This window comes from Deltaproteobacteria bacterium, from assembly GCA_026712905.1.
In the GTDB taxonomy this organism is placed as follows: domain Bacteria; phylum Desulfobacterota; class Binatia; order UBA9968; family JAJDTQ01; genus JAJDTQ01.
Window position 1 is genome coordinate 1 of the sequence record JAPOPM010000219.1, and the last position, 18,733, is coordinate 18,733.

Below are 18,733 nucleotides of genomic sequence, written 5' to 3' on the forward strand. Positions count from 1 at the left end.
CCGCGTTGGCGATGTTGGCGGGCAGCGAGTTGAGGGAGGCTTCGCCGCCGCCCTTGGCGCCGTAGGGTCCCACCCCGTCGCGGTTCTGCACCAACTCCAGCTTCACCGTCGGCGGCATGTCGGAGAAGCGCGGCAGGCGGTACTCCAGGATGTTGCCGTTCAGGAGCTGGTTACGGTCGAACTCCAGCTCCTCGAACATGCCGATGCCCATGCCGGTGGTGGCGGCGCCGATGTCCTGGCCCTCGGCCAGGGCCGGGTTGATGGCCAGCCCCACGTCGCCGCAGGTTCCCAGCTTCTCCATGGTGATCTTGCCGGTCTCCTCGTCCACCGAAACTTCGATGCCGGTGGCGGCGGCTTCCCAGAACACCGGAAGCTGCGCGAAGTCTTTGTCCTTGCGGATGTAGGCGCGGCCGATGACCTCGCCGTCCGGGAGCTTGTAGTAGCGGGTCAGCACCTCGGACCAGTTGAGCCGTACCTCGCCGCACGTGATGCCGCCGCGGACGGACTCGATCTCCGACTCCTGCACTCCGAGCACGTCCGCGGCCATGCGCACCATCTGCTCCTTGGCCTCCTGGCTGGCCTCCTGCACCGCCCGGCCCATGAGGGTGGTGGTGCGGCTGGCGCCGGTGGAACGGTCGTAGGGGGTGATGGCGGTGTCGGAGGACACCACCCGGACCAGGTCGAAGGGTATGCCCAGCTCCTCGGCGGCAATCTGCGGCAGCACGGTATGGCTGCCCTGGCCCAGCTCGGTGCTGCCGATCATCAGCGACGCCGAGCCGTCGGCGTGCACGCGCACGGCCGTGGAGGTGAGGGGATAGGCGCCGGCGTCGCTGGCGGAGCAGCCGATGCTGCGGCCGTGGCCGCTCGGCAGGGGCTCGTTCCAGCCGATGTTGTCGGCGACGATCTTCAGGTCCTGGGTCAGCGAACCGTCGAACGGGCGCATGCCGGGGAAGAACTCCTGCTTGGGCCGCGCCGCGTTGTGCATGCGGAACTCGTAGGGGTCCATGCCGACCTTGGCCGCCAGCTCGTCGATCTGGGACTCGCCGGCCATGGTCACCTGGGCGCAGCCGAAGCCGCGGAAGGAACTGGCCGGCACCGTGTTGGTGTAGACCATGGTGTTGTCGATCTGGACGTTGGGTATGGCGTAGGGGCCGACGCAGCGGTTGGACGACTTCTCGCACACCAGGGGGCTGTTCTCCGCGTAGGCGCCGGTGTTCATCAAGATCTTGGCTTGGCGCGCGATGATCTTGCCGTCGGCGTCCGCCGCGGTGCGCATCCAGGTGAGGGCGTCGTCGCCGCGGGTGGTGAGCATCGCCTCTTCCACGCTGAGCTGCAGCTTCACCGGCCGCCGCGCCTTCCATGCGCACGCCGACACCAGCGGCTCGATCTTGGTGTAGGACTTGCTGCCGTAGCCGCCGCCCACGAACGGCACGATCAGGCGGATCTGGCTGACCGGCATGTCGAAGATGGTCTTGAGGTCGTGGCGCACCATGAAGGGGTGCTGGGCCGAGGAGTAGATGGTGACGTTGTCGTCGCCCACCTCGGCGATGGCCACGTAGGGCTCCATGGCGTAGGCGTAGGCCATGGGGAAGTAATACTCGCCTTCCACCACCGTCGCGGCGTTGGAGAAGGCCTCGTCCACGTCGCCCCACTTGATGTGGTGCTCCTGGCACAGGTTGGTGCCCCGGCCCGCGGTGACCTCGCCCTCGAAGCCGCGCAGGGCGCCGGCCTCGAACTCGCGCTGGTGCAAGAGCGGCGCGGCGGGGTCCAGCGACTCCCGCGGCTCCATCACCGCCGGCAGCTCCTCGTACTCCACGTGGATGAACTCCAGCGCCTCGTAGGCGGTGAGCTCGTCCTCCGCGATGACCGCGGCCACGGGCTCGCCCGCGTAGCGCACCTTGTCGATGGCCACCAGCGGATGGTCCTTGACGGCGTGGCCGAAGTACGGGTTCAGCCCTTCCAGGTCGTCGCCCCGCAGCACGCAGTAGACGCCGGGCCGGGCCTCCGCCTCGGACGTGTCCATGGAGACGATGCGGGCGTGGGCGTAGGGGCTCCGCAGCACCTTGGCGTAGGCCATGCCCGCGAGCTTGACGTCGCTCACGTACAGCGCCCGCCCGGACACCTTGGCGCGCCCGTCGCGGCGCGGCACCGAGTGGTTGACCACCTCGAAGTCGCGGTTCTTGTCGTCGCTCATCCGCGCGCCTCCTTCATCACCGTCGCCGCCTTGCGGATGGCCTTCACGATGGGCACGTATCCGGTGCAGCGGCAGAGGTTGCCGTCCATGTGGTGAATGATCTCGTCGTCGGTGGGATCGGGGTTGTCGTCGAGCAGGGCCTTGGCCGACAGGATCATGCCCGGCGTGCAGAAGCCGCACTGGAACGCGAACTCGTCGATGAAGCACTGCTGGATCGGATGCAACGAGCGGTCGGCGTTCTCCAGCCCTTCGACGGTGGTGACGCGGCGGCCCTGGGCCTCGTAGGCCAAGTAGGTGCAGGCGCTGACCGGCAGGCCGTCCACCAGCACCGTGCACGCGCCGCACACCTGCACCTCGCACGAGATCTTGGTGCCGGTGAGGTTCAGGCGGTTGCGCAGCACTTCCGAAAGGGTCTGCTGCGGCTCGCACTCCACGGCCGTGTCCTTGCCGTTGAGCTCGAAACGCAACTCCACGAGGGCTGGTTTCGCGTTAGACATAGTGCGGAATGATCTCCTCCGACCAGAGCAGCATCTCCTTGTACATGGTGTCCATGTCCGGGTAGATGAGCTTCAGCTCGAAGTGCTGGACGCCGGCCTCGATGAACTCGTCGAGGCGCCGGCGCACGTCGTCCACCGAACCGATGATGTGGCGGTCCAGGGCGAACTGGATGTTGTCGACGTCGCGCTCGTAGGTGTGGGAGCTTTCGCGGATGGTGGGCAGCGCCAGGGTCATGGCCTCGTCCCGGGTGCGGGCGATGCAGGCCAGCTTTTCCACGGCGATCTTGATGCCCGCGGGATCACGCCCGGCGTCCTCGGCGGCCTTGTTGAGGATCTCGCAGCCCCGGGCCATCTCCGTGGGCGACAGCCACCCGGGAATCCAGCCCTCGCCGTAGCGGCCCGCGCGCACCGCGGCCTGGTCCATCCAGCCGCCCACCCACACCGGCGGGTGCGGCTGCTGCACCGGCTTGGGGTGGATTTCGGCGTTGTCGAACTTGAGGTACTTGCCCTCGTAGGACGCCATGGGCTGGGTCCAGATGGCCTTCATGGCCTCAATGTACTCGTCGGTGCGGTTGCCCCTGCCCTTGATGGGCACCTCGAACACGTCGAACTCGCTGGAGTCGCGGGTGGCCTTCGAGCCCAGGCCCACGCCCACCAACAAGCGCCCGTCGCACAGGTGGTCCAGGGTGGCGCACTGCTTGGCCGCGTAGATGGGGTTGCGCAGCGGCATCACGAGACACGCCACGCCGATCTGGATGTCCTTGGTCTTGGCGGCCAGGTACGACATCGTGGTCATGCACTCGAAGAAGTTGGCCTCCTGCGCGTCGGTCAGGGCCTCGGCGGCGCCGGACGAGATATGGTGCCGGTGCATCTCCGAGCTCCACACCACGTGGTCATGGAGCCAGATCGTGTCGAAGCCCAACTCCTCGGAATTCTGTGCCGCCTTGACGATGTTCTCCTTGCTGGAGAGCGGCCCCGAGTTGGGCACCCTGATACCGAATTCGAACTTCCCCATGATCAATACTCCTCGCCCTCTGGTTTTCTTCGGTACGCGTCCTTCGACCTAGGCCGGGGTTCGGGCGTCCGGGATGATGTTGGGTCCGCCCTCCATCATTTCGGACGCCCGAACCCGGGCCCGCGCCGCCATCCCGGTCCCTACGGTTCCGTGATGCCGACGCGGTCGTACTTGAGATGACGGTTGTACCAGTCCACCACCTCGCCGGCGATCCGGTCGAAGTAGTCGTTGTAGACCCCGTAGTGGGTGGTCTTCCGCAGCATGACGAGCTTCTTGGGCTCGCCCGCCTTCTCGTACATGCGGATGGAGTGCTCTTCCGGGGTGGTGGCGTCATTCTCCACCGCGACGAACAGCACGCCCCGCGGCGAGATCTTGTGGACCACGTCCTCCGGGCAGTAGTCCAGGATGGCGTCGGCGCACTGCAGCGGCATCTGGTTGGGGATCTTGGACGCCACCTCTTTCTTGATGTTGGTGGTCATGCGCTCCGGGGTCTGGACCATGATCTCCTCGCGCGCCGCCACCAGCTCGCCGGTGCCGTTCAGCACCCGGACCCGGCGATCCTCCTCGATGCGCTTGAGGTAGTCGATCCACTCGTATTCCCGGCGCATGGAATGGAGCCAGTCGCGGCCGCTGCACACGCCCAGGTAGCAGACCACGCACTTGACCCGGCTGTCGGTGGCGCCCACCAGCACGGCGTTGCCGCCGCCGGTGCCGCCGGAGCCGTAGGTGGCGATGCGGTCGGAGTCCACGTCGTCGCGGGTCTCCATGTACGTGATGGCGTTGCGGATGTCCTCGGCCTGCCAGGTGGGCATGACCCAGCCCTTCTGCGGGCCTTCGCTCTGCCCCCAGCCGCGGTAGTCGAAGCACAGGCACGCGTAGCCCGACTCGCACAACCGCTCGAACATCAGGATGTAGTGCTTGGCGTCCTTGAGTCCCAGAAAGCCCGGGCCCTGGACGATGCCCGGCCAGGGTTTCCCCTGGTCATCGTCGGGCAGGTAGACGGTCCCGTGGACCTTGTATCCTTCGCTGTAGAAGTAGACGTCCTCTGTTCGCATGTGGTCCTCCCAAGGAGCGCCCGGCCGTTCCGCCTAGGCGCGCACCGCCGGCAGGACTTCCTTGCCCAGCAGCTCGATCTGCTCGTACCAGTCTTCGTAGCGGAACCGGAGGTCGTAGACGATGTGGTTGAGGCCGCCCTCTTCGTAGCGCTGCGTGTCGCGGACGATGTCCTCCGGCGTGCCCGCCAACAAGAGCCCCTCGATGTCCTCCAGCTTGGAGAAGGTGCCGGACTTGGGCTTCACCCATGTGGGCTTCTTGTTGCCCTCGTTGATGAGCCCCGGCGCGTTGACCTTGCTCACCGCGGTGTCCTTGTCCTTGGCGATGCTGGTGATGGGGATGGCGCCGGTGGTGACCATGGGCTTGCCGGCCTTGTCGCACAGGTCGTGCAGGTACTTGATGCACTTGTGGAAGGTCGCCAGCGGGATGCGTCCGGGCATCCAGCCGTCGCAGTAGTCCACCGCCCGCCGGCACGAGGCCGGGGTGCCGCCGCCGTACCAGATGGGGATGGGCGCCAGCGGCGTGGGCTTCAACTCGACGTCCTCGAAGGAGTAGTACTCGTCCTGGTAGTTCACCTTTTCCCCGGCCCAGAGGCGCCGCACGAGGTGGGAGTTGATCTTGGCCATGTTGAAGCGGTCGTCCCGCGTGTTCTTGAGTCCCGCCGCGGCGAACTCGTGCTGGAACGTCCCGGCGCCGATGCCCATGATGACCTTGCCCTCGGACAACACGCTCAGGGCCGCCATGCACTGGGCCAAGTGGATCGGGTGTCTGTGGGAGATCATCGTACCCGATCCCAGGATCAGCTTCTTGCACACCGACGAGATCGCCGACAGGATGGCGACGCACTCGATGTGGGTGTTGTCCGTGCCTTCCATGCCGTGGGGCTCGAACACCAGGTGGTCCCGCACCCAGACGGAGTCAAAACCCAAGGACTCGGCCAGCTTGGATCCCTCGATGCACTTCTCGACCGATCCCTGATCCCCGAAATGGGGCAGCAACAGTCCGAACTTCAGTTTCGTCGCCATGCTCAAACCTCCTTGCGGTTTCCTGTGGAAATTGACTTGAAGAGAAATACCCTCGGCGTCCGTGAACCGGCTCACCGGAAACAAGTGTGCGAAACGACGCCTTCAAGCGCCATTTCATTTCATCAACTTGCGGATGCTGTCGCTGCGAAGGACCATGAACAATGCGGCCGGGGAGGAGCATTGCTGGACCGCATCGCGGCAGTGACGTCCTGCACGATGTTCCGAGCCGAGAATCTTATATAGACTCCGCTCGCGAAAACTGTCAAGCGAGCCCCAGGAGCGCCGGCGGCTTGGCCGGGCCGGCAAGGCACGGGATCACCGCGATTCTTTTGCGCTCGTCGCCTGCGGGGACTGCTCACGCTCGACGGCGGCGCGCGTCTGGGCGAGGTAGGTACGGCTGACGGGAACCAGGTGCCCGCCCGTGAGGCGCAGGAACACACGGTGGTTGCGTTTGGTCCAACCCTCCACGTGCCGAAGCGCGACCCAGTAGGAGCGGTGTACCCGGATGCCTTGGGGCGACAGCTCGTGGATGGCGTCGACGAAACGCATCAGCAGGGCGCAATTGCCGGTGGCGGTGACGATCTCCACGTAGTGGTCGCGCATCTTGAGGTAGATGACGTCCTGTCCCGCCTCCGCCGGCAGGCGGCGCAGGAAGCCGGACCGGGACTCCTCGGCGTTGTGGCCGGCCGCGACGCGGGACGCCGCTCGTTCGTCCGGGGTGTCGGGCGGAGCCGTATCGGGAAGCGTTTCCGTCCAGGTTTCGCCGGCCGCTTCGTCCCTGGAACGTTGGCTGACCAGATAGTGGGTGACGGTCCCGCATATCAGGACGGAGATCGTCAGGAACAGGTACACGGTGGGCCAGTCGGCGGGGACCAAGAGGGGAGGGAAGAGCAGCGTGTCGACGCCGTATGCGATGACCGTGGCCGTGGGCGTGGCAATGAAAGTGGCCGCGAAAGCCGCCAGCGTGATGCCCGGCGGGCTCCAGTACCGCGTGAGGTAGAGCGTAACGACGTACTCCGCATAGCACAAAGGCGCGACCAAGGCCGAGCACAGACCGAGATAGGCCGCGCGTTGGGTCCATGTGAGGCCATCCGCACCCAACGGGCATATGAGAGTGTATGCGCCCAGGTACAGGGCCATCAAGATCAGGACCCTCTTGAAGATGTAGGGACTCAGCGCTTCACGATACGCAGCCTCCCACGGATGTTCCTTGCTGCCGTCCACCTCATCATCCGAAACCGACGAAGAGTACGAACTGCCCATTTTTCACCAATCCCGTGGTTGAATACCTCTTCATGGACACTATTTGACCGATCGATAAATGTCAAATGGGTTCTCCCTCCGGGATGTTCCGGTCTCCTTGTCGCAGGACCGGAATTCGTCTAAAGAAGCAACAGCTAAACGGACGCGCTGGCAGTGCCGCGCGGCTCAGGGAGGGAAACGATGAGCGACTTTTACAGTGAATGGCTGAACACCACCGGACGGAACGAGGAATTCGTGGAGAACGCGCCGCGAGTCGCGCGCCACAAGGAGCTCGAGTGGGTCAAGACGCGGCAGGACGCCAAGGCCGCGTTGATGATCGCGCCCGAGAAGGGCTTCCCCACCGGCGGCAGCATGATGATGCGGGCGGAGATTCCCGTGGGGTGGCACACCGGGCGTCACAGCCACGGCGAGGAGGCGATTTACGTCGAGAGCGGCACCGGCTTCATGGTGCTCGACGGGAAGCGCTACGACTTCGGGCCGGGTACCGTGCTCCACGTGCCCTACCGTTCCGAGCACCAGTTGTTCAACAACGGCGACGTCCCGGTGGGGTACATCTCGGGGCTGGCATGGCACCTGGAGGCCTCGGTCTACATGGGACGCCTGGAGCAGTTCGAGGACTGCGGCGCCAACGACCCGGCGGCGATGGCGGCCATCGGGCCGGAAGAGTCCCAGGACTGGCCGGAAGACGGCCGGCGCATCTCCATGCACCAGGACCAGCACGAGCTTTCGGGCGAGTCCAAGCACGGCGCCACCTACTTCCTCATGGGGCGCAGCGGCAGCCGCAACGGCTTCAAGGCCACCGCGGCCGCCATCAGTTCCATCTTCGTGGAGTTGCCGCGCTCCAAGAGCCACAGCCACGCGCACCCCGAGGCGTACCTCTACGCGCTCATGGGGGCGGGCTACTCGGAGATCGGCGGGAAGAAGTACACCTGGGAGCAGGGGGACGCGGTCCACGTGCCTCCCGGCATGATGCACCACCAGCACTTCAATCCCAGCGACGGCGAGACCCGCGAGCTGCGCTTCGAGTTCGGCATCCGCTACTGGATCGTGGATCAGTGGAAGGGCTACACCACCATCGACAAGCACCTCAAGGCCATGTCGATGGATGAGGGCGACGAGGACAAGTAGCCCGGCTGGCAAGCCGCCCGCGGCACGGTCCGTTCCGCGCGGACATCGCGGGCGGCTATTCGTCCTATTCGTCGATTCCGGCCAGATCCAGCAGAAACGCGTATTCCAGGGCGATTTCGCGGTAACGTCTGAAACGCCCCGATGCGCCGCCGTGTCCCGCTTCCATATTGGTCTTCAGCAGCAGCCGGTTCCGATCGGTCTTGACGGCGCGCAGCCTGGCGACCCATTTGGCCGGCTCCCAGTACTGCACCTGGGAATCGTGCAGGCCGGTGGTCACCAGCATGTGCGGGTAGTCCCTGGCGGCGACGTTGTCGTAGGGCGAGTAGGACAGGATGTAGTCGTAGAACTCCTTGTCGTCGGGGTTGCCCCACTCGTCGTACTCGCCGGTGGTGAGGGGGATGTCCGGGTCCAGCATGGTGGTGACCACGTCCACGAACGGCACCTGCGCCACCATGCCCTTGAACAGGTCCGAGCGCAGGTTCACCACCGCCCCCATCAGGAGCCCGCCGGCGCTTCCGCCCATGGCGAAGAGCCGTTCCCGTGAAGTATAGCGCTGCTCGATCAGGTGCTCGGCGCACGCGATGAAGTCCGTGAACGTGTTCTTCTTCCTGAGCAGCCTGCCGTCCTCGTACCACGCCCGCCCCATCTCCTCGCCGCCGCGGATGTGGGCGATGGCGAAGACGAAGCCCCGGTCGAGCAGGCTCAGGCGCGCGGAGCCGAAGGCGGCGTCGAGGCTGTGGCCGTAGGAGCCGTAGCCGTAGAGCAGCAGCGGACTGCGGCCGTCGCGTTCCATCCCCTTGCGGTACACCAGCGAGATGGGCACCCGGGCGCCGTCCGCGGCCGTGGCGTGGAGCCGCTCGGTGCGGTAGTCGCCGCTGTCGAAGCCGCCGAGCACCTCTTCCTGCTTGAGCAGGGTCCTCGCGCGCGTCACCATGTCGTAGTCGTAAATGGAGCTGGGGGTGGTCATGGAGGTGTAGCCGTAGCGCAGCACCGTGGTGTCGAACTCCGGGTTCACGCTGGTGCCGGCGGCGTAGGCGGGCTCGCCGAACTCCAGGTAGTGCTCCTCCGAACCGTCCCACGGGATGACGCGGAGGCGCATCAGGCCGTCGTGCCGTTCCTCCAGCACCAGGTGGTCGCGGAACACCTCGAAGCCCTCCAGCAGCACCTCGGGCCGGTGCGGGATGACCTCCTTCCAATGCTCCTTGCCGGTGCGGTCCACCGGCGTCGACATGAGGCGGAAATTCTGCGCTTCGTGGTTGGTGTGGATGAAGAAGCGGTCCTCGAAGTGGTCGACCGCGTGTTCGTGGCCCCGTTCCCGCGGCACGAAGACCGTGAACGCGCCGGTGGGGTCGCCGGCGTCGAGGTAGCGGTACTCGCTGCTCAGGGTCTGGGAAGAGACGATCATCAAGTATCGCTTGGACTTCGTCTTGAACACGTGGGCCGAGAAGGTGTCGTCGGTTTCCTCGTAGACGAGCACGTCCTCGGCGGGATCGGTCCCGAGCACGTGGCGGTAGATGCGGCAGGAGCGCAGGGTCTCCGGGTCCTGCTTGGCGTAGAAGAGCGTGCGGTTGTCGTTGGCCCAGGTGATGTTGCTCGTCACCTCCGGGATGACGTCGGGCAGCGTCTCTCCGGTGGCGAGGTCCTTGAAACGGACGGTGTAGATGCGCCGCCCCTGCGTGTCCTCCGCGTACGCCAGCAGGTCCTGTCCGAAGCTCACCGCTATGCGCGCCACCGAGAAGAACTCGTGGCCTTCGGCCAGCGCGTTGACGTCGAGCATCAGCTCCTCGGGGTTCTCCAGGGACTCGCGCTTGCGCGCGTAAAGCGGATACTCCTGACCCTCCTCGAATCGGGTGTAATAGTAGTAGTCGTCCCTGCGGTAGGGCACGGACATGTCCGTCTGCTTGATGCGCCCCTTGATCTCCTCGAACAGGGAGTCCTCCAGCTCCTGGACGTGGGCCATGGACTCCTTGGTGTGGGCGTTTTCCGCTTCCAGATAGGCCACGGTGTCGGGGTTGTCCCGTTCGCGCAGCCAGTAATAGTCGTCGGTGCGCACGTGACCGTGGTGCTCGAGTCTTTCGGGAATGATCTTGGCGGCCGGTGGATTCAGAGTGCGTTCCATCGGTCCACCTTAGCAGAATTCGGCGCGCCCACGAACGCGGCGCGCGCTCGCATTCCGTGGCCAAAGGCTCTAGTGTTGGCCTGTGCGCATCCGGAAAGGACACCAAGCAGAGGAGGGCGTCATGGCGACCAGGGCCGTCAAGGAGTTCGAAGTCCATCCCTACGTGCAGTTCATGAGCGACCGGTTCGGGGCGTATGACCGCTGGATCGAATCCGAGGGGTTGCCGGTGGTGAGCGGCTCCCACGTCCGGGACGTGCGCCGCATGGAGCTGGGCGAGTGGCCGCGCCGCGGCGGCAAGGGCGCCTACCTGTCGTTCTCCGACCAGCGCGTGGCCGACGGCTACGTGTGCGAGATCGCCGCGGGGACGAGCCTCGAGCCCCAGCGGCACCTGTTCGAGGAGATTGTGCTCATCACCCAGGGACGCGGCGCCACCACGGTGTGGTACGACGACGCGCGCAAGCGCACCTTCGAGTGGGAAACCGGGAGCCTCTTCGCCATCCCCCTCAACGCCTGGCACCAGCACTTCAACGCCAGCGGCCAGGAACCGGCGCGCTATTTCGCCCTCACCAGCGCCCCGGTGGTGTTCGAGCTCTACCGGGACCCGGGTTTCATCTTCAACACCGACCACGTCTTCAGGGACCGCTTCGATCCGGCCCAGGAGGACTTCTTCAGCCGCGACGGGAAGTACAACACCGACTATTACGGCGGCATCCTGGAGAACAACTTCATCAGCAATATCCGCGACATCAAGCTGGTGCCGCGGGAGAAGCGCGGCAAGGGCAACCGCAACATGTACATCCACATGGCCGGCAGCACCATGCTCGCCCACGTCTCCCAGTTCCCGGTGGGGACCTACAAGAAGGCGCACCGGCACGGCCCCGGCGCGCACATCTACATGCTCGACTCCACCGGCTATTCGCTCATGTGGCAGGAGGGCGCGAAGCCCGAGCGCTTCGACTGGCAGGAGGGCACCGTGATGTCGCCGCCGGCGGGGAGCTGGCATCAGCACTACAACACCGGCCCCGAGCCGTGCCGGTTCGTGGCGCTGCACGCTTCCACCGCGGTGCAGGGCGAGGAGCGCGGCGTCGAGCAGATCGAGTTCGAGGACGAGGACCAGGCGCTGCGTCGGATGTACGAGGACGAATGCGCGCGCAACGGCGTCACCGCACAGATGTGACGAGGGCGCGCGGCGCGGGGAGCGCCACCGCGCCAACCCCCTGCCGATGAGCAGATGAGTCCGGCGGGCCCCCCCGCCCGCCGCGACCGAAAGGAGCAGCCATGAGCGAGAGCACTTCCCGGAAGGCCCGGGCCATGGGCATCAACCACGTGGTGCTGGAGGTGGGGGACCTGGACGAGGCGCTGGCGTTCTACGGCGCCATCTTCGACTTCAGCCTGCGCGGCCGGGGCGACCACAACGCCTTCATCGACCTCGGCGACCAGTTCATCCAGTTGAGCCTGGGCAAGACCCAGGAGATGGACGGGAAGCGGCACTTCGGCTTCGTGGTGGACGACCGGGCACCGGTGCGCGCCGCCCTCGAACGCCTCGGCGTCGAGCCCCTGGACCAGCGCCTCAACTTCCGCGACCCCTGGGGCAACCGCATCGAGGTGGTGCCCTACGACGACGTCCAGTTCTCCAAGGCCCCCAACGTGCTCAACGGGATGGGCCTGGGCGGCCTGAAGAAGACGTCCGCCGCCGTCGAGGAGCTTTCGAAGAAGGGGATGACGCCGGAGTAGCCGGCGCCATCCCGTGCTGGCTCAGGACTGCGGCTTCTTGAAGCCCGTGAGAACCTGCAGGTACTCCTTGATGTCCGGCGGCATGTTGTTGATGGATTTCAACTTGTCCGCGATGTCCCGCGGGGATACGTAGGCGATGTTCAAGCGGGACTTCTTCGCTTCCGCCAGAAAACCTGGATCCTCCATCACGGCCTTGTAAGCCTTCCGCAGCGTGGCCACGCGGTCCCCCGGGGTCCCGGGCGGCAGCGTGTATACGCGCGTGATCTGGTTCTGGGCGTTCCAGGCGTTGAAAGCCGCGAGATTCTGACCGGTGAGAACATCCGAGAACAGCGGGATGTCTTTCACCTCGGGATCGGCGTGACGCTTGGTGATGACGAAGGGGACGAATTTCTTGTCCCCGGAGGCATCAAGCATTCCGCGCGCCGTGACCCTCATGGACTCCCAGGTCCAGCACGCGCCGTCCCCCTCGCCCGATTCCATGGCGAGCCGTATCTTGGCCGTGCCGCCGTACCCGGGGATGCTCTTGAACTTCGTTCCCAGTTGCTTGTTGAGGAACAGGAACGGATCCGTGGTGTTGCCGGGCGCGCGCGTGCCGCCCATGGCGACCGTCCTGCCCGATTTGACGACATCGTCCAGCGACTTGAGCCCCGAGCCGGCCATGAGGCCGCAGGTCACGGAGTCCGACGTCGGTGTGCCGATGTATTCGTACTTGGCGGGGTCGATCTTCACTTTCTTGTCGCCCATGGCGTGGGCGAAGATCAGCGCCGGGCTCCACACCCCCAGGGTCCGCCCATCGGGTTTGGCGCGCTTGAAAACGTACGTGGCGGTGATCAGGCTCCCCGCCCCCGGCATGTTCTGAACCACGGGCGTCGGGTTTCCTGGAATGTACTTGCCGATGTAGCGGGCAATGTAGCGGGTATAGGTGTCGTAACCGCCTCCCGGCGAGAAGCCCACGAGCATGCGCAGGGTCTTGCCCTTGTAGAATTCCTCGGCGCCCGCCGGGGTCTGCACCAGGGTCAGCGCCAGCAGCGCCGTCAGCAACACGATTCTCCGTAACATGCGATTTTCTCCTTTCTTTGTTCGACGTTCTTGCGGCCCGGTTGGAAGAATTATGGCTTGGGCTTCTTGAAACCCGTCAGAACCCGCAGGTACTCGCGGATGTCGGGCGCCATGGTGTCGAATCCGATCAAGGCGTTGCGGATCTCCCGAGGCGGCACGTAGTCGACGGAGACGTCGGCCTTCTTCGCATCCGCGAGGAAGTCGGGATTCTCCGTCACGGACTTGAAAGCCCTCTGCAGGATCGCGGTCCGGTCCTTGGGCGTTCCCGGCGGCAGCGTGAAGATGCGCGTGATGCCGTTCTGCAGGTTCCAGACCTTGAACGCCTCCAGGTTCTCGCCGGTCAACACCTCCTGGAACAGTGGCAGGTCCTTGACCTCCGGGTTGTCGCGCCGCTGGGCGATGATGAACGGAATCAGCTTCCTGTCGCCGGTGTTGTCGAGCATGCCGCGGGCCGTGACCCTCATGGAGTCCCACGTCCAACACGCGCCGTCCACCTCGCCCTTGTCCATGGCCAGCCGCACCCTGGCGGTGCCGCCGTAGCCCGTGATGCTCTTGAACCTGGTGCCCAGCTCCCGGTTCAGGAACAGGAAGGGGTCGGTGGTGATCCCCGGGGCGCGCGTGCCGCCCATCTTGAGCTCCCTCCCCGACTTGACGATGTCGTCCAGGGTCTTGAGACCCGTGCGCCCCATGATCGCGCACGCCACGGCGTCCCGCGTCGGTACCCCGATGATCCCGAACCGCCTGGGGACGATCTTCACCTTCTTGTCGCCCATGGCGTGGGCCAGCACCAATCCCGGACTCCACACCCCTAGGGTCAGCCCGTCGGGCTTGGCCTTCTTGTAGATGAAATTGGCCGTCACCAGACTTCCGGCGCCGGGCAGGTTCTGCACCACCGGCGTCGGACTCCCGGGAATGTAGTGCCTGATGTAGCGGGCGACGAAGCGAGTGTAAGTGTCGTAGCCGCCGCCCGGCGAGAACCCCACCAGCATGCGCAGGTTCTTGCCCTTGTAGAACTCCTCCGCCCCCGCCGTGGCATGGCCGAGGAACAGCGTCAGTGCGACGGCCAGCGACATGATCATGCGAAACATTGGCAAACTCGTTGGGTGTTCCCGGCCTTGCGCCCGATCAGAACCGGCTACCCGTAACAACGTGCTTCTGGAGTGTCAACCCCGCCGACTCGTCCAGGAGACTCAAATTGGCGTCTGGGCAACGCCTTGCTGTCGCGCCGTCTTGCCGAGTTGCAAGACTGAGCGTGAGACGGAGTCCGGCGATCAATTCGCCTAGTCCACCGCCGTGAAGACGCGGGCAATTTGGTGGTTCTTGATCTGGTGTTCGATCACGTACGGCGAAACACCGAAAGCCGCCGCCAGTTCGCCGATGTCGTCGGTATCGACGACAGGGTGCGCAATTCTGTCTCGCAACCCGGACGCGGGCGCCAGAAACTCGGCTGCGAAGGCGCGGTTGCGCTGTTGCCGCTCCGAGTAGGTCCTCGTGAGCAGCGTGTCGGAGTCCGGCGACAGCAAGACTTCCCCAAGGGCGCGGCAAAATTGAAACCGTTGGCTGTCGGCGCGAACTGCTCGCAAGGCAAAGGCCGGGTTACCGTCGTCGTTACGGGTGACGATGCCGTCTACGAGCCACGGCCAGCCGCCAGCGGCCACGGGCGGTCTGGCTACTCTCTTTATGGAACCGGCATCTTCGCCAAGGGCTTCCGCCAATCGCTGCATGGTGGGTAGCGGTTGGCCATCCAGATTCAGGTGTTGGCGCAGTCGCTGCGCGTATTCGTAGCCGACGTTCCATGGATGTGCGCGATGGAAAATTCCCAGAACTGAGGGACCAAGATACCGGTACTCTGTTTCCGCGATTGCCCCGCTGTAAGCTTCATGGCGGAAGGACCTGAGGCGATCCAAAGAAAGGCTCCGGAATCTCTTTACCTTGAATACGGCATCCACGATTGCGGCCCAATTTTCGGATGGGTCTTCCGTATTGGCGGCCGGCACTGCCTCGCTCAGCAACTCGCCCAGTTTGTCGGTATACAGCACCACCCGGTTGCGTTCGTCGTCGTCCAGGGCATAGGGGTCCCAGCCCAGTCCGGCCGCTGTTTGGCAGAATCGCGCCTCGTCTTCATCCGCAGTCTGAATTGAAGCCCATTCTTCCTGCAGCAAGGTGTCATCGACACCAAGGGATACGAGCCGTCGGATCACCCTGTCGATAAGGCCTGTGCAACACTCGCGAAACTCATCGCTGTCTACCCACGTCTCGCCCTGTTCCAGGAACGCTACCTTGGTCCAACGACTCCCCTCCCGTTTCCAGGTGAGGCGGGTCCAAGAGCCGGACGAAACCGCTTCCAGGCTGGGGAATGAATATCCTTCCCGGTTGGCCCCGAGCGAATGTCGACGACGGAAGTCGGGATTCCCATCCTTCGCCGGGCTTCCGAATTCGTGCATCAGGAACCACCAGTTGATAGCCAACCATTCCGCTAGCGGATAGATCGGGACATAGACAAAATCGCGGATGGTTCTTGCCCGGGTATCCAGTACTCGCGTCACGACGGAGTCATCGGCTTTGATCTGCAGCGATGCCCAGGTCGCGGACAACTCCGGTCCCCTGACCCCTTCTGGGTCCACCCAATCCACTTCGAATTCAAGATGCGGCATAAAGTGACTCGATGCCCTTTGGCCATTCGCCACTGTCCAGCGGATATCCCTTGTAGGAACCCCTTTCACGGTTCACCAGCCGGGCTTCAAAGACCGTGTCGGCGTGCATGTACCACACATAGCGCGGGTATTCCCCCTCCCAAGGCGCGCCGACAGCGCCGCGGTGAATCGCCAACCGAAGCCATCCGGAGACCACTTACGGGTCCGTTATCTCCCGAGGGCAGCAAGAAGCGTCGGCACGCAAGCGAGGTTGGCCGGCAAAGCTTGGAATGTCTTTGTGTTCGGCACTGCCTTCGTAGACCACTTGGTTGGCTAATCTGTCCAGGTTGGTGTCCGGCGGACAATACATCGTCCGTTTACGCGGACGCCTGCGTCGTGGGGCTCGCATCGTCCAATATCCTCCAGGTGGACAAGTATAGCGCTCATACACGGGTGAGAACTAGTCAATGGAAGTACGACAAGACACGGGATGCGGAGGCTCCGCAGTTTGAAACAGTACCCACCGCCGCCGGGCTGCGCGTGTTCGAGGCTTGGGTCCGGCGCTCTATGGGGATGGGTCGGTGATTCGAATGCGCGAGCGAGAATGCCCCGTCGCAGGGGCCTTGGCGGCCGGCACGGGCAAGAGCCGTTCGCTCATGGGTGCGCGACCCCGCTCCTTAGGCCTAAACGTTCTTGGTAGCCTCGCTGCGGACCGTCTCGTTGAGGGAGCCGGTGCGGTAGCCCTGCAGGTCGATGCTGACGTACGTGAAGCCGGCTTCCTTGAAGCGCCGAAGGATTTCCTCGCGCAGGTCCGGCCGCAGCAGCTTGTCGAACTCGTCGGGCGCCACCTCGATGCGCGCCAGCGCGTCGTGGTAGCGCACCCGGTAGACGCGGAAATCGAGTTCGCGGAGCACGCGCTCGCAGCGGTTCACCTGGGTGAGCTTCTCGGGGGTGATGGCGGTGCCGTAGGGGAAGCGGCTGGAAAGGCACGCCAGCGCTGGCTTGTCCCAGACCCGGAGCCCCATGCGCCGGGCGGCCTCGCGGATGTCGGCCTTGGTGAAGCCGAGTTCGTCCAGCGGCGAGCGCACGCCGCGCTCGCGCGCCGCCTTCCGCCCCGGCCGGTGGTCGCCGCGGTCGTCCAGATTGAAGCCGTCGAGCACGTGCGGGATGTCCAGGGCCGCGGCCTCGTCGACGGCCTTGCCGTAAAGCTCGGTCTTGCAGAAATAGCAGCGGTTGACGGGGTTGGCGGCGTAGCGGGGATCGTCCAGCTCGTACGTGTCGACGAGCCGGTGGCGGGCGCCGATGCTCTCGGCGAGGCTCCGGGCGTCCGCCCCCTCCTCCGGCGCGAGGCTGGGGGAGACCGCGGTGAGCGCCAGGGCGTCGTCCCCGAGCACGTTCACCGCCTCGGCCAGCAGATAGGCCGAGTCGACGCCGCCGGAGAAACAGACCACCACGTGGCCCATTTCCCGCAGCAGCGCCCGAAGTCGGGTCACTTTGCTCGTCAGTGCGTCGGTGCCGCCCTCGTCGTCCCGGTGCTCCTCTCCGTCATTCCCGCGGAAGCGGGAATCCAGGAGGGGAGGGGCGGGGGAAGCCTTCATATGCCCTGCACCTAGCCCCTCACGGGGTCGTCTTGACCCTCGGCCGCTCCAGCAGCGTGTCGCGCCAGCGCTTCACGTTGGGCAGGTCCTCGGTGATGGACGTCCGGTAGTGGTCCTCACGGGTGAAGAACGGGATGTAGGTGATGTCGGCCAGCGAGTAGTCGTCGACGATGTATTCGCGGCCGGTCATGCGCTCTTCCAGCGTCTCCAGGTGCTGCCGCAGCCGCTTCTTGTTCTTCTCCACCTCGTGGTCGTGGCGGATATTGCCCGCCGCGGCCTGGAGCCGGGTGTTGCAGAAGTCGATCCAGATGCGCACCTCGGCGCGCTTCGTCAGCTCCTTGGGCATCAGCGGCACGTCGGGGAACTTCTCGTCCAGGTACTCGTTGATGACCGCGGATTCGTATATCACCGCGTCCTCGTCCACCAGCACGGGCACCTTGCCGTACGGGTTGAGGGTGACCAGTTCTTTCGACTTGTTCTGCAGGTCGCATTCGATCAAGTCGTAAGGGATGTCTTTCTCGGCCAGGACAAGCCTTGTCCTGTGGGCGTACGGTCAAGGACCGTAGGACAGTAGTCGCAACATGTCGTCCTCCTTCGAGTCCGCGGCCCGCTCCCGCGCCGGCCGCCGTTCGGGCGGGCTCGAAACCCGCTTGTGGTCAATTCTACGCGACGATCGGCTCCTTCACCGGCACGTGGCTGGGTCGCCGCGGCACGCGTGTGCGCGGCTTGCCGTCCACCTGCGAGTTGCCCGCGCCGAACAGCAGCAGACGGTCCCCGCCGGTGTTGCAGAGCTGGTACGGCTGGCCCGATCTCAGCAGGATCGTGTCGTGCGGGTTCAGGACGAACTCGTCCTCCGGCGTCCGCACCGTGCACTGGCCCTCGAGGACCATGAAGATATGGTCGTCGTTCTCGTGGTAGTGCATGTCGTCCTGCATGTTCGCTTCACAGTTGATGGTCCAATAGTAGGTCAGGTCCGTGCGCCACAACGAAAGATGGCGGATCTCCGGGTTTGCCTTGGCCTCTTCGATGGGGTTCTTGACCTCGTACATGCGCCTTTCCTCCTTGTCGTTCCGGGATGGCTACTTGTTCGCCACGAGCTTGCCGTGGGTGCCGTCGCAGTAGGGCCGGGTCTTCGAGCGCCAGCACGAGCAGATGGCCATGGTCCGCGGCTTGTCCACGACGATCTCCCGCGGCGTGATGGACGTCACCTTGTGCGAGCCGTCGCAGAACGGGAAGTTCTGGGTGCGCCCGCACATGCAGTAGAACCGGCTCTTGGATTCCTGCCGGACGATCACCGGCTCGATCAGATCATCGTACGCCAAACTCATTCGAGTTCCTCCCTTGGTACGCTGGCGCTCCGGCTCGGCCGGGCACTCCCGCAGTGAGCGCCGTCGGCGCTTGAAGCTTGAAATATA

At 65.0% G+C, this 18,733-nt stretch carries 17 protein-coding genes and 1 pseudogene; 3 read left to right on the forward strand and 15 right to left on the reverse strand.

Features of this window, described 5'->3' with window-relative positions:
* From OXF11_18110 to OXF11_18135, 6 genes are all read right to left on the reverse strand, one after another.
* On the reverse strand, positions 1-2,194 hold a 2,194-nt coding region (locus OXF11_18110; GenBank protein ID MCY4489013.1), incomplete at its 3' end, for a xanthine dehydrogenase family protein molybdopterin-binding subunit.
* Positions 2,191-2,691: a (2Fe-2S)-binding protein gene (locus tag OXF11_18115; protein ID MCY4489014.1), complete on the reverse strand. Its 501-nt coding sequence runs from the start codon at positions 2,689-2,691 to the stop codon at positions 2,191-2,193. The genes OXF11_18115 and OXF11_18110, both read right to left, overlap by 4 nt.
* On the reverse strand, positions 2,684-3,706 hold the full coding sequence (locus OXF11_18120; GenBank protein ID MCY4489015.1) for a TIGR03619 family F420-dependent LLM class oxidoreductase: 1,023 nt from the start codon (positions 3,704-3,706) through the stop codon (positions 2,684-2,686). Before OXF11_18120 ends, OXF11_18115 begins: the two co-directional genes overlap by 8 nt.
* Positions 3,707-3,846: 140 nt before the next feature.
* Positions 3,847-4,761: an alpha/beta hydrolase gene (locus tag OXF11_18125; protein MCY4489016.1), complete on the reverse strand. Its 915-nt coding sequence runs from the start codon at positions 4,759-4,761 to the stop codon at positions 3,847-3,849.
* A gap of 33 nt (positions 4,762-4,794) precedes the next feature.
* On the reverse strand, positions 4,795-5,784 hold the full coding sequence (locus OXF11_18130) for an LLM class flavin-dependent oxidoreductase (GenBank protein ID MCY4489017.1): 990 nt from the start codon (positions 5,782-5,784) through the stop codon (positions 4,795-4,797).
* Between the two features lie 315 nt (positions 5,785-6,099).
* Positions 6,100-7,047: a LytTR family DNA-binding domain-containing protein gene (locus OXF11_18135; GenBank protein MCY4489018.1), complete on the reverse strand. Its 948-nt coding sequence runs from the start codon at positions 7,045-7,047 to the stop codon at positions 6,100-6,102.
* Between the two features lie 180 nt (positions 7,048-7,227).
* On the opposite strand from OXF11_18135, the gene OXF11_18140 reads away from it, so the two are divergent.
* A complete protein-coding gene (locus tag OXF11_18140; protein ID MCY4489019.1) occupies positions 7,228-8,175 on the forward strand; it encodes a cupin domain-containing protein in 948 nt (315 codons plus the stop codon).
* 64 nt (positions 8,176-8,239) lie between these two features.
* Here OXF11_18140 and OXF11_18145 read toward each other — a convergent pair whose 3' ends face one another.
* The gene (locus OXF11_18145; GenBank protein ID MCY4489020.1) at positions 8,240-10,294 is read right to left on the reverse strand and encodes a S9 family peptidase; all 2,055 of its coding nucleotides are present in this window, start codon (positions 10,292-10,294) and stop codon (positions 8,240-8,242) included.
* 121 nt (positions 10,295-10,415) lie between these two features.
* Here OXF11_18145 and OXF11_18150 point away from each other — a divergent pair, with 121 nt between their 5' ends.
* Both OXF11_18150 and OXF11_18155 read left to right on the forward strand, forming a co-directional pair.
* Entirely contained in the window at positions 10,416-11,471 is a 1,056-nt protein-coding gene (locus OXF11_18150; protein MCY4489021.1) for a cupin domain-containing protein, read from the forward strand.
* A 101-nt stretch (positions 11,472-11,572) separates the two neighbouring features.
* Positions 11,573-12,028, forward strand: coding sequence for a VOC family protein (locus tag OXF11_18155; GenBank protein MCY4489022.1), 456 nt, complete (start codon positions 11,573-11,575; stop codon positions 12,026-12,028).
* 21 nt (positions 12,029-12,049) lie between these two features.
* Here the strand turns inward: OXF11_18155 and OXF11_18160 are convergent, their stop codons facing one another.
* The 8 genes and pseudogenes from OXF11_18160 to OXF11_18195 all read right to left on the reverse strand — a co-directional run bounded on the left by OXF11_18160 (position 12,050) and on the right by OXF11_18195 (position 18,646).
* Complete coding sequence (locus OXF11_18160; GenBank protein ID MCY4489023.1) at positions 12,050-13,087, reverse strand: tripartite tricarboxylate transporter substrate-binding protein; 1,038 nt, start codon at positions 13,085-13,087, stop codon at positions 12,050-12,052.
* Between the two features lie 50 nt (positions 13,088-13,137).
* Complete coding sequence (locus OXF11_18165; GenBank protein MCY4489024.1) at positions 13,138-14,175, reverse strand: hypothetical protein; 1,038 nt, start codon at positions 14,173-14,175, stop codon at positions 13,138-13,140.
* Between the two features lie 192 nt (positions 14,176-14,367).
* Positions 14,368-15,741, reverse strand: coding sequence for an ImmA/IrrE family metallo-endopeptidase (locus OXF11_18170; GenBank protein MCY4489025.1), 1,374 nt, complete (start codon positions 15,739-15,741; stop codon positions 14,368-14,370).
* A gap of 662 nt (positions 15,742-16,403) precedes the next feature.
* Entirely contained in the window at positions 16,404-17,318 is a 915-nt protein-coding gene (gene larE, locus OXF11_18175; GenBank protein ID MCY4489026.1) for an ATP-dependent sacrificial sulfur transferase LarE, read from the reverse strand.
* A gap of 19 nt (positions 17,319-17,337) precedes the next feature.
* Entirely contained in the window at positions 17,338-17,664 is a 327-nt protein-coding gene (locus tag OXF11_18180) for a glutathione S-transferase family protein (protein ID MCY4489027.1), read from the reverse strand.
* 21 nt (positions 17,665-17,685) lie between these two features.
* A pseudogene (locus OXF11_18185) lies at positions 17,686-17,856 on the reverse strand (glutathione S-transferase N-terminal domain-containing protein).
* Between the two features lie 124 nt (positions 17,857-17,980).
* On the reverse strand, positions 17,981-18,367 hold the full coding sequence (locus OXF11_18190) for a cupin domain-containing protein (GenBank protein ID MCY4489028.1): 387 nt from the start codon (positions 18,365-18,367) through the stop codon (positions 17,981-17,983).
* A gap of 30 nt (positions 18,368-18,397) precedes the next feature.
* Positions 18,398-18,646 carry a CDGSH iron-sulfur domain-containing protein gene (locus OXF11_18195; protein MCY4489029.1) on the reverse strand — a complete coding sequence of 83 codons (249 nt, stop codon included), beginning with the start codon at positions 18,644-18,646 and terminating at the stop codon, positions 18,398-18,400.
* Positions 18,647-18,733 lie beyond the last annotated feature (87 nt).

Bases quoted from the DNA above. Each gene is read 5' to 3' on its own strand.
- OXF11_18150 (MCY4489021.1), top strand. From the start codon at position 10,416: ATGGCGACCAGGGCCGTCAAGGAGTTCGAAGTCCATCCCTACGTGCAG.
- OXF11_18125 (MCY4489016.1), bottom strand. From the start codon at position 4,761: ATGCGAACAGAGGACGTCTACTTCTACAGCGAAGGATACAAGGTCCAC.
- OXF11_18135 (MCY4489018.1), bottom strand. From the start codon at position 7,047: ATGGGCAGTTCGTACTCTTCGTCGGTTTCGGATGATGAGGTGGACGGC.
- OXF11_18180 (MCY4489027.1), bottom strand. From the start codon at position 17,664: ATGCCCAAGGAGCTGACGAAGCGCGCCGAGGTGCGCATCTGGATCGAC.
- OXF11_18165 (MCY4489024.1), bottom strand. From the start codon at position 14,175: ATGTTTCGCATGATCATGTCGCTGGCCGTCGCACTGACGCTGTTCCTC.
- OXF11_18140 (MCY4489019.1), top strand. From the start codon at position 7,228: ATGAGCGACTTTTACAGTGAATGGCTGAACACCACCGGACGGAACGAG.
- OXF11_18190 (MCY4489028.1), bottom strand. From the start codon at position 18,367: ATGTACGAGGTCAAGAACCCCATCGAAGAGGCCAAGGCAAACCCGGAG.
- OXF11_18120 (MCY4489015.1), bottom strand. From the start codon at position 3,706: ATGGGGAAGTTCGAATTCGGTATCAGGGTGCCCAACTCGGGGCCGCTC.
- larE (MCY4489026.1), bottom strand. From the start codon at position 17,318: ATGAAGGCTTCCCCCGCCCCTCCCCTCCTGGATTCCCGCTTCCGCGGG.
- OXF11_18170 (MCY4489025.1), bottom strand. From the start codon at position 15,741: ATGCCGCATCTTGAATTCGAAGTGGATTGGGTGGACCCAGAAGGGGTC.
- OXF11_18130 (MCY4489017.1), bottom strand. From the start codon at position 5,784: ATGGCGACGAAACTGAAGTTCGGACTGTTGCTGCCCCATTTCGGGGAT.
- OXF11_18160 (MCY4489023.1), bottom strand. From the start codon at position 13,087: ATGTTACGGAGAATCGTGTTGCTGACGGCGCTGCTGGCGCTGACCCTG.
- OXF11_18155 (MCY4489022.1), top strand. From the start codon at position 11,573: ATGAGCGAGAGCACTTCCCGGAAGGCCCGGGCCATGGGCATCAACCAC.
- OXF11_18115 (MCY4489014.1), bottom strand. From the start codon at position 2,691: ATGTCTAACGCGAAACCAGCCCTCGTGGAGTTGCGTTTCGAGCTCAAC.
- OXF11_18145 (MCY4489020.1), bottom strand. From the start codon at position 10,294: ATGGAACGCACTCTGAATCCACCGGCCGCCAAGATCATTCCCGAAAGA.
- OXF11_18195 (MCY4489029.1), bottom strand. From the start codon at position 18,646: ATGAGTTTGGCGTACGATGATCTGATCGAGCCGGTGATCGTCCGGCAG.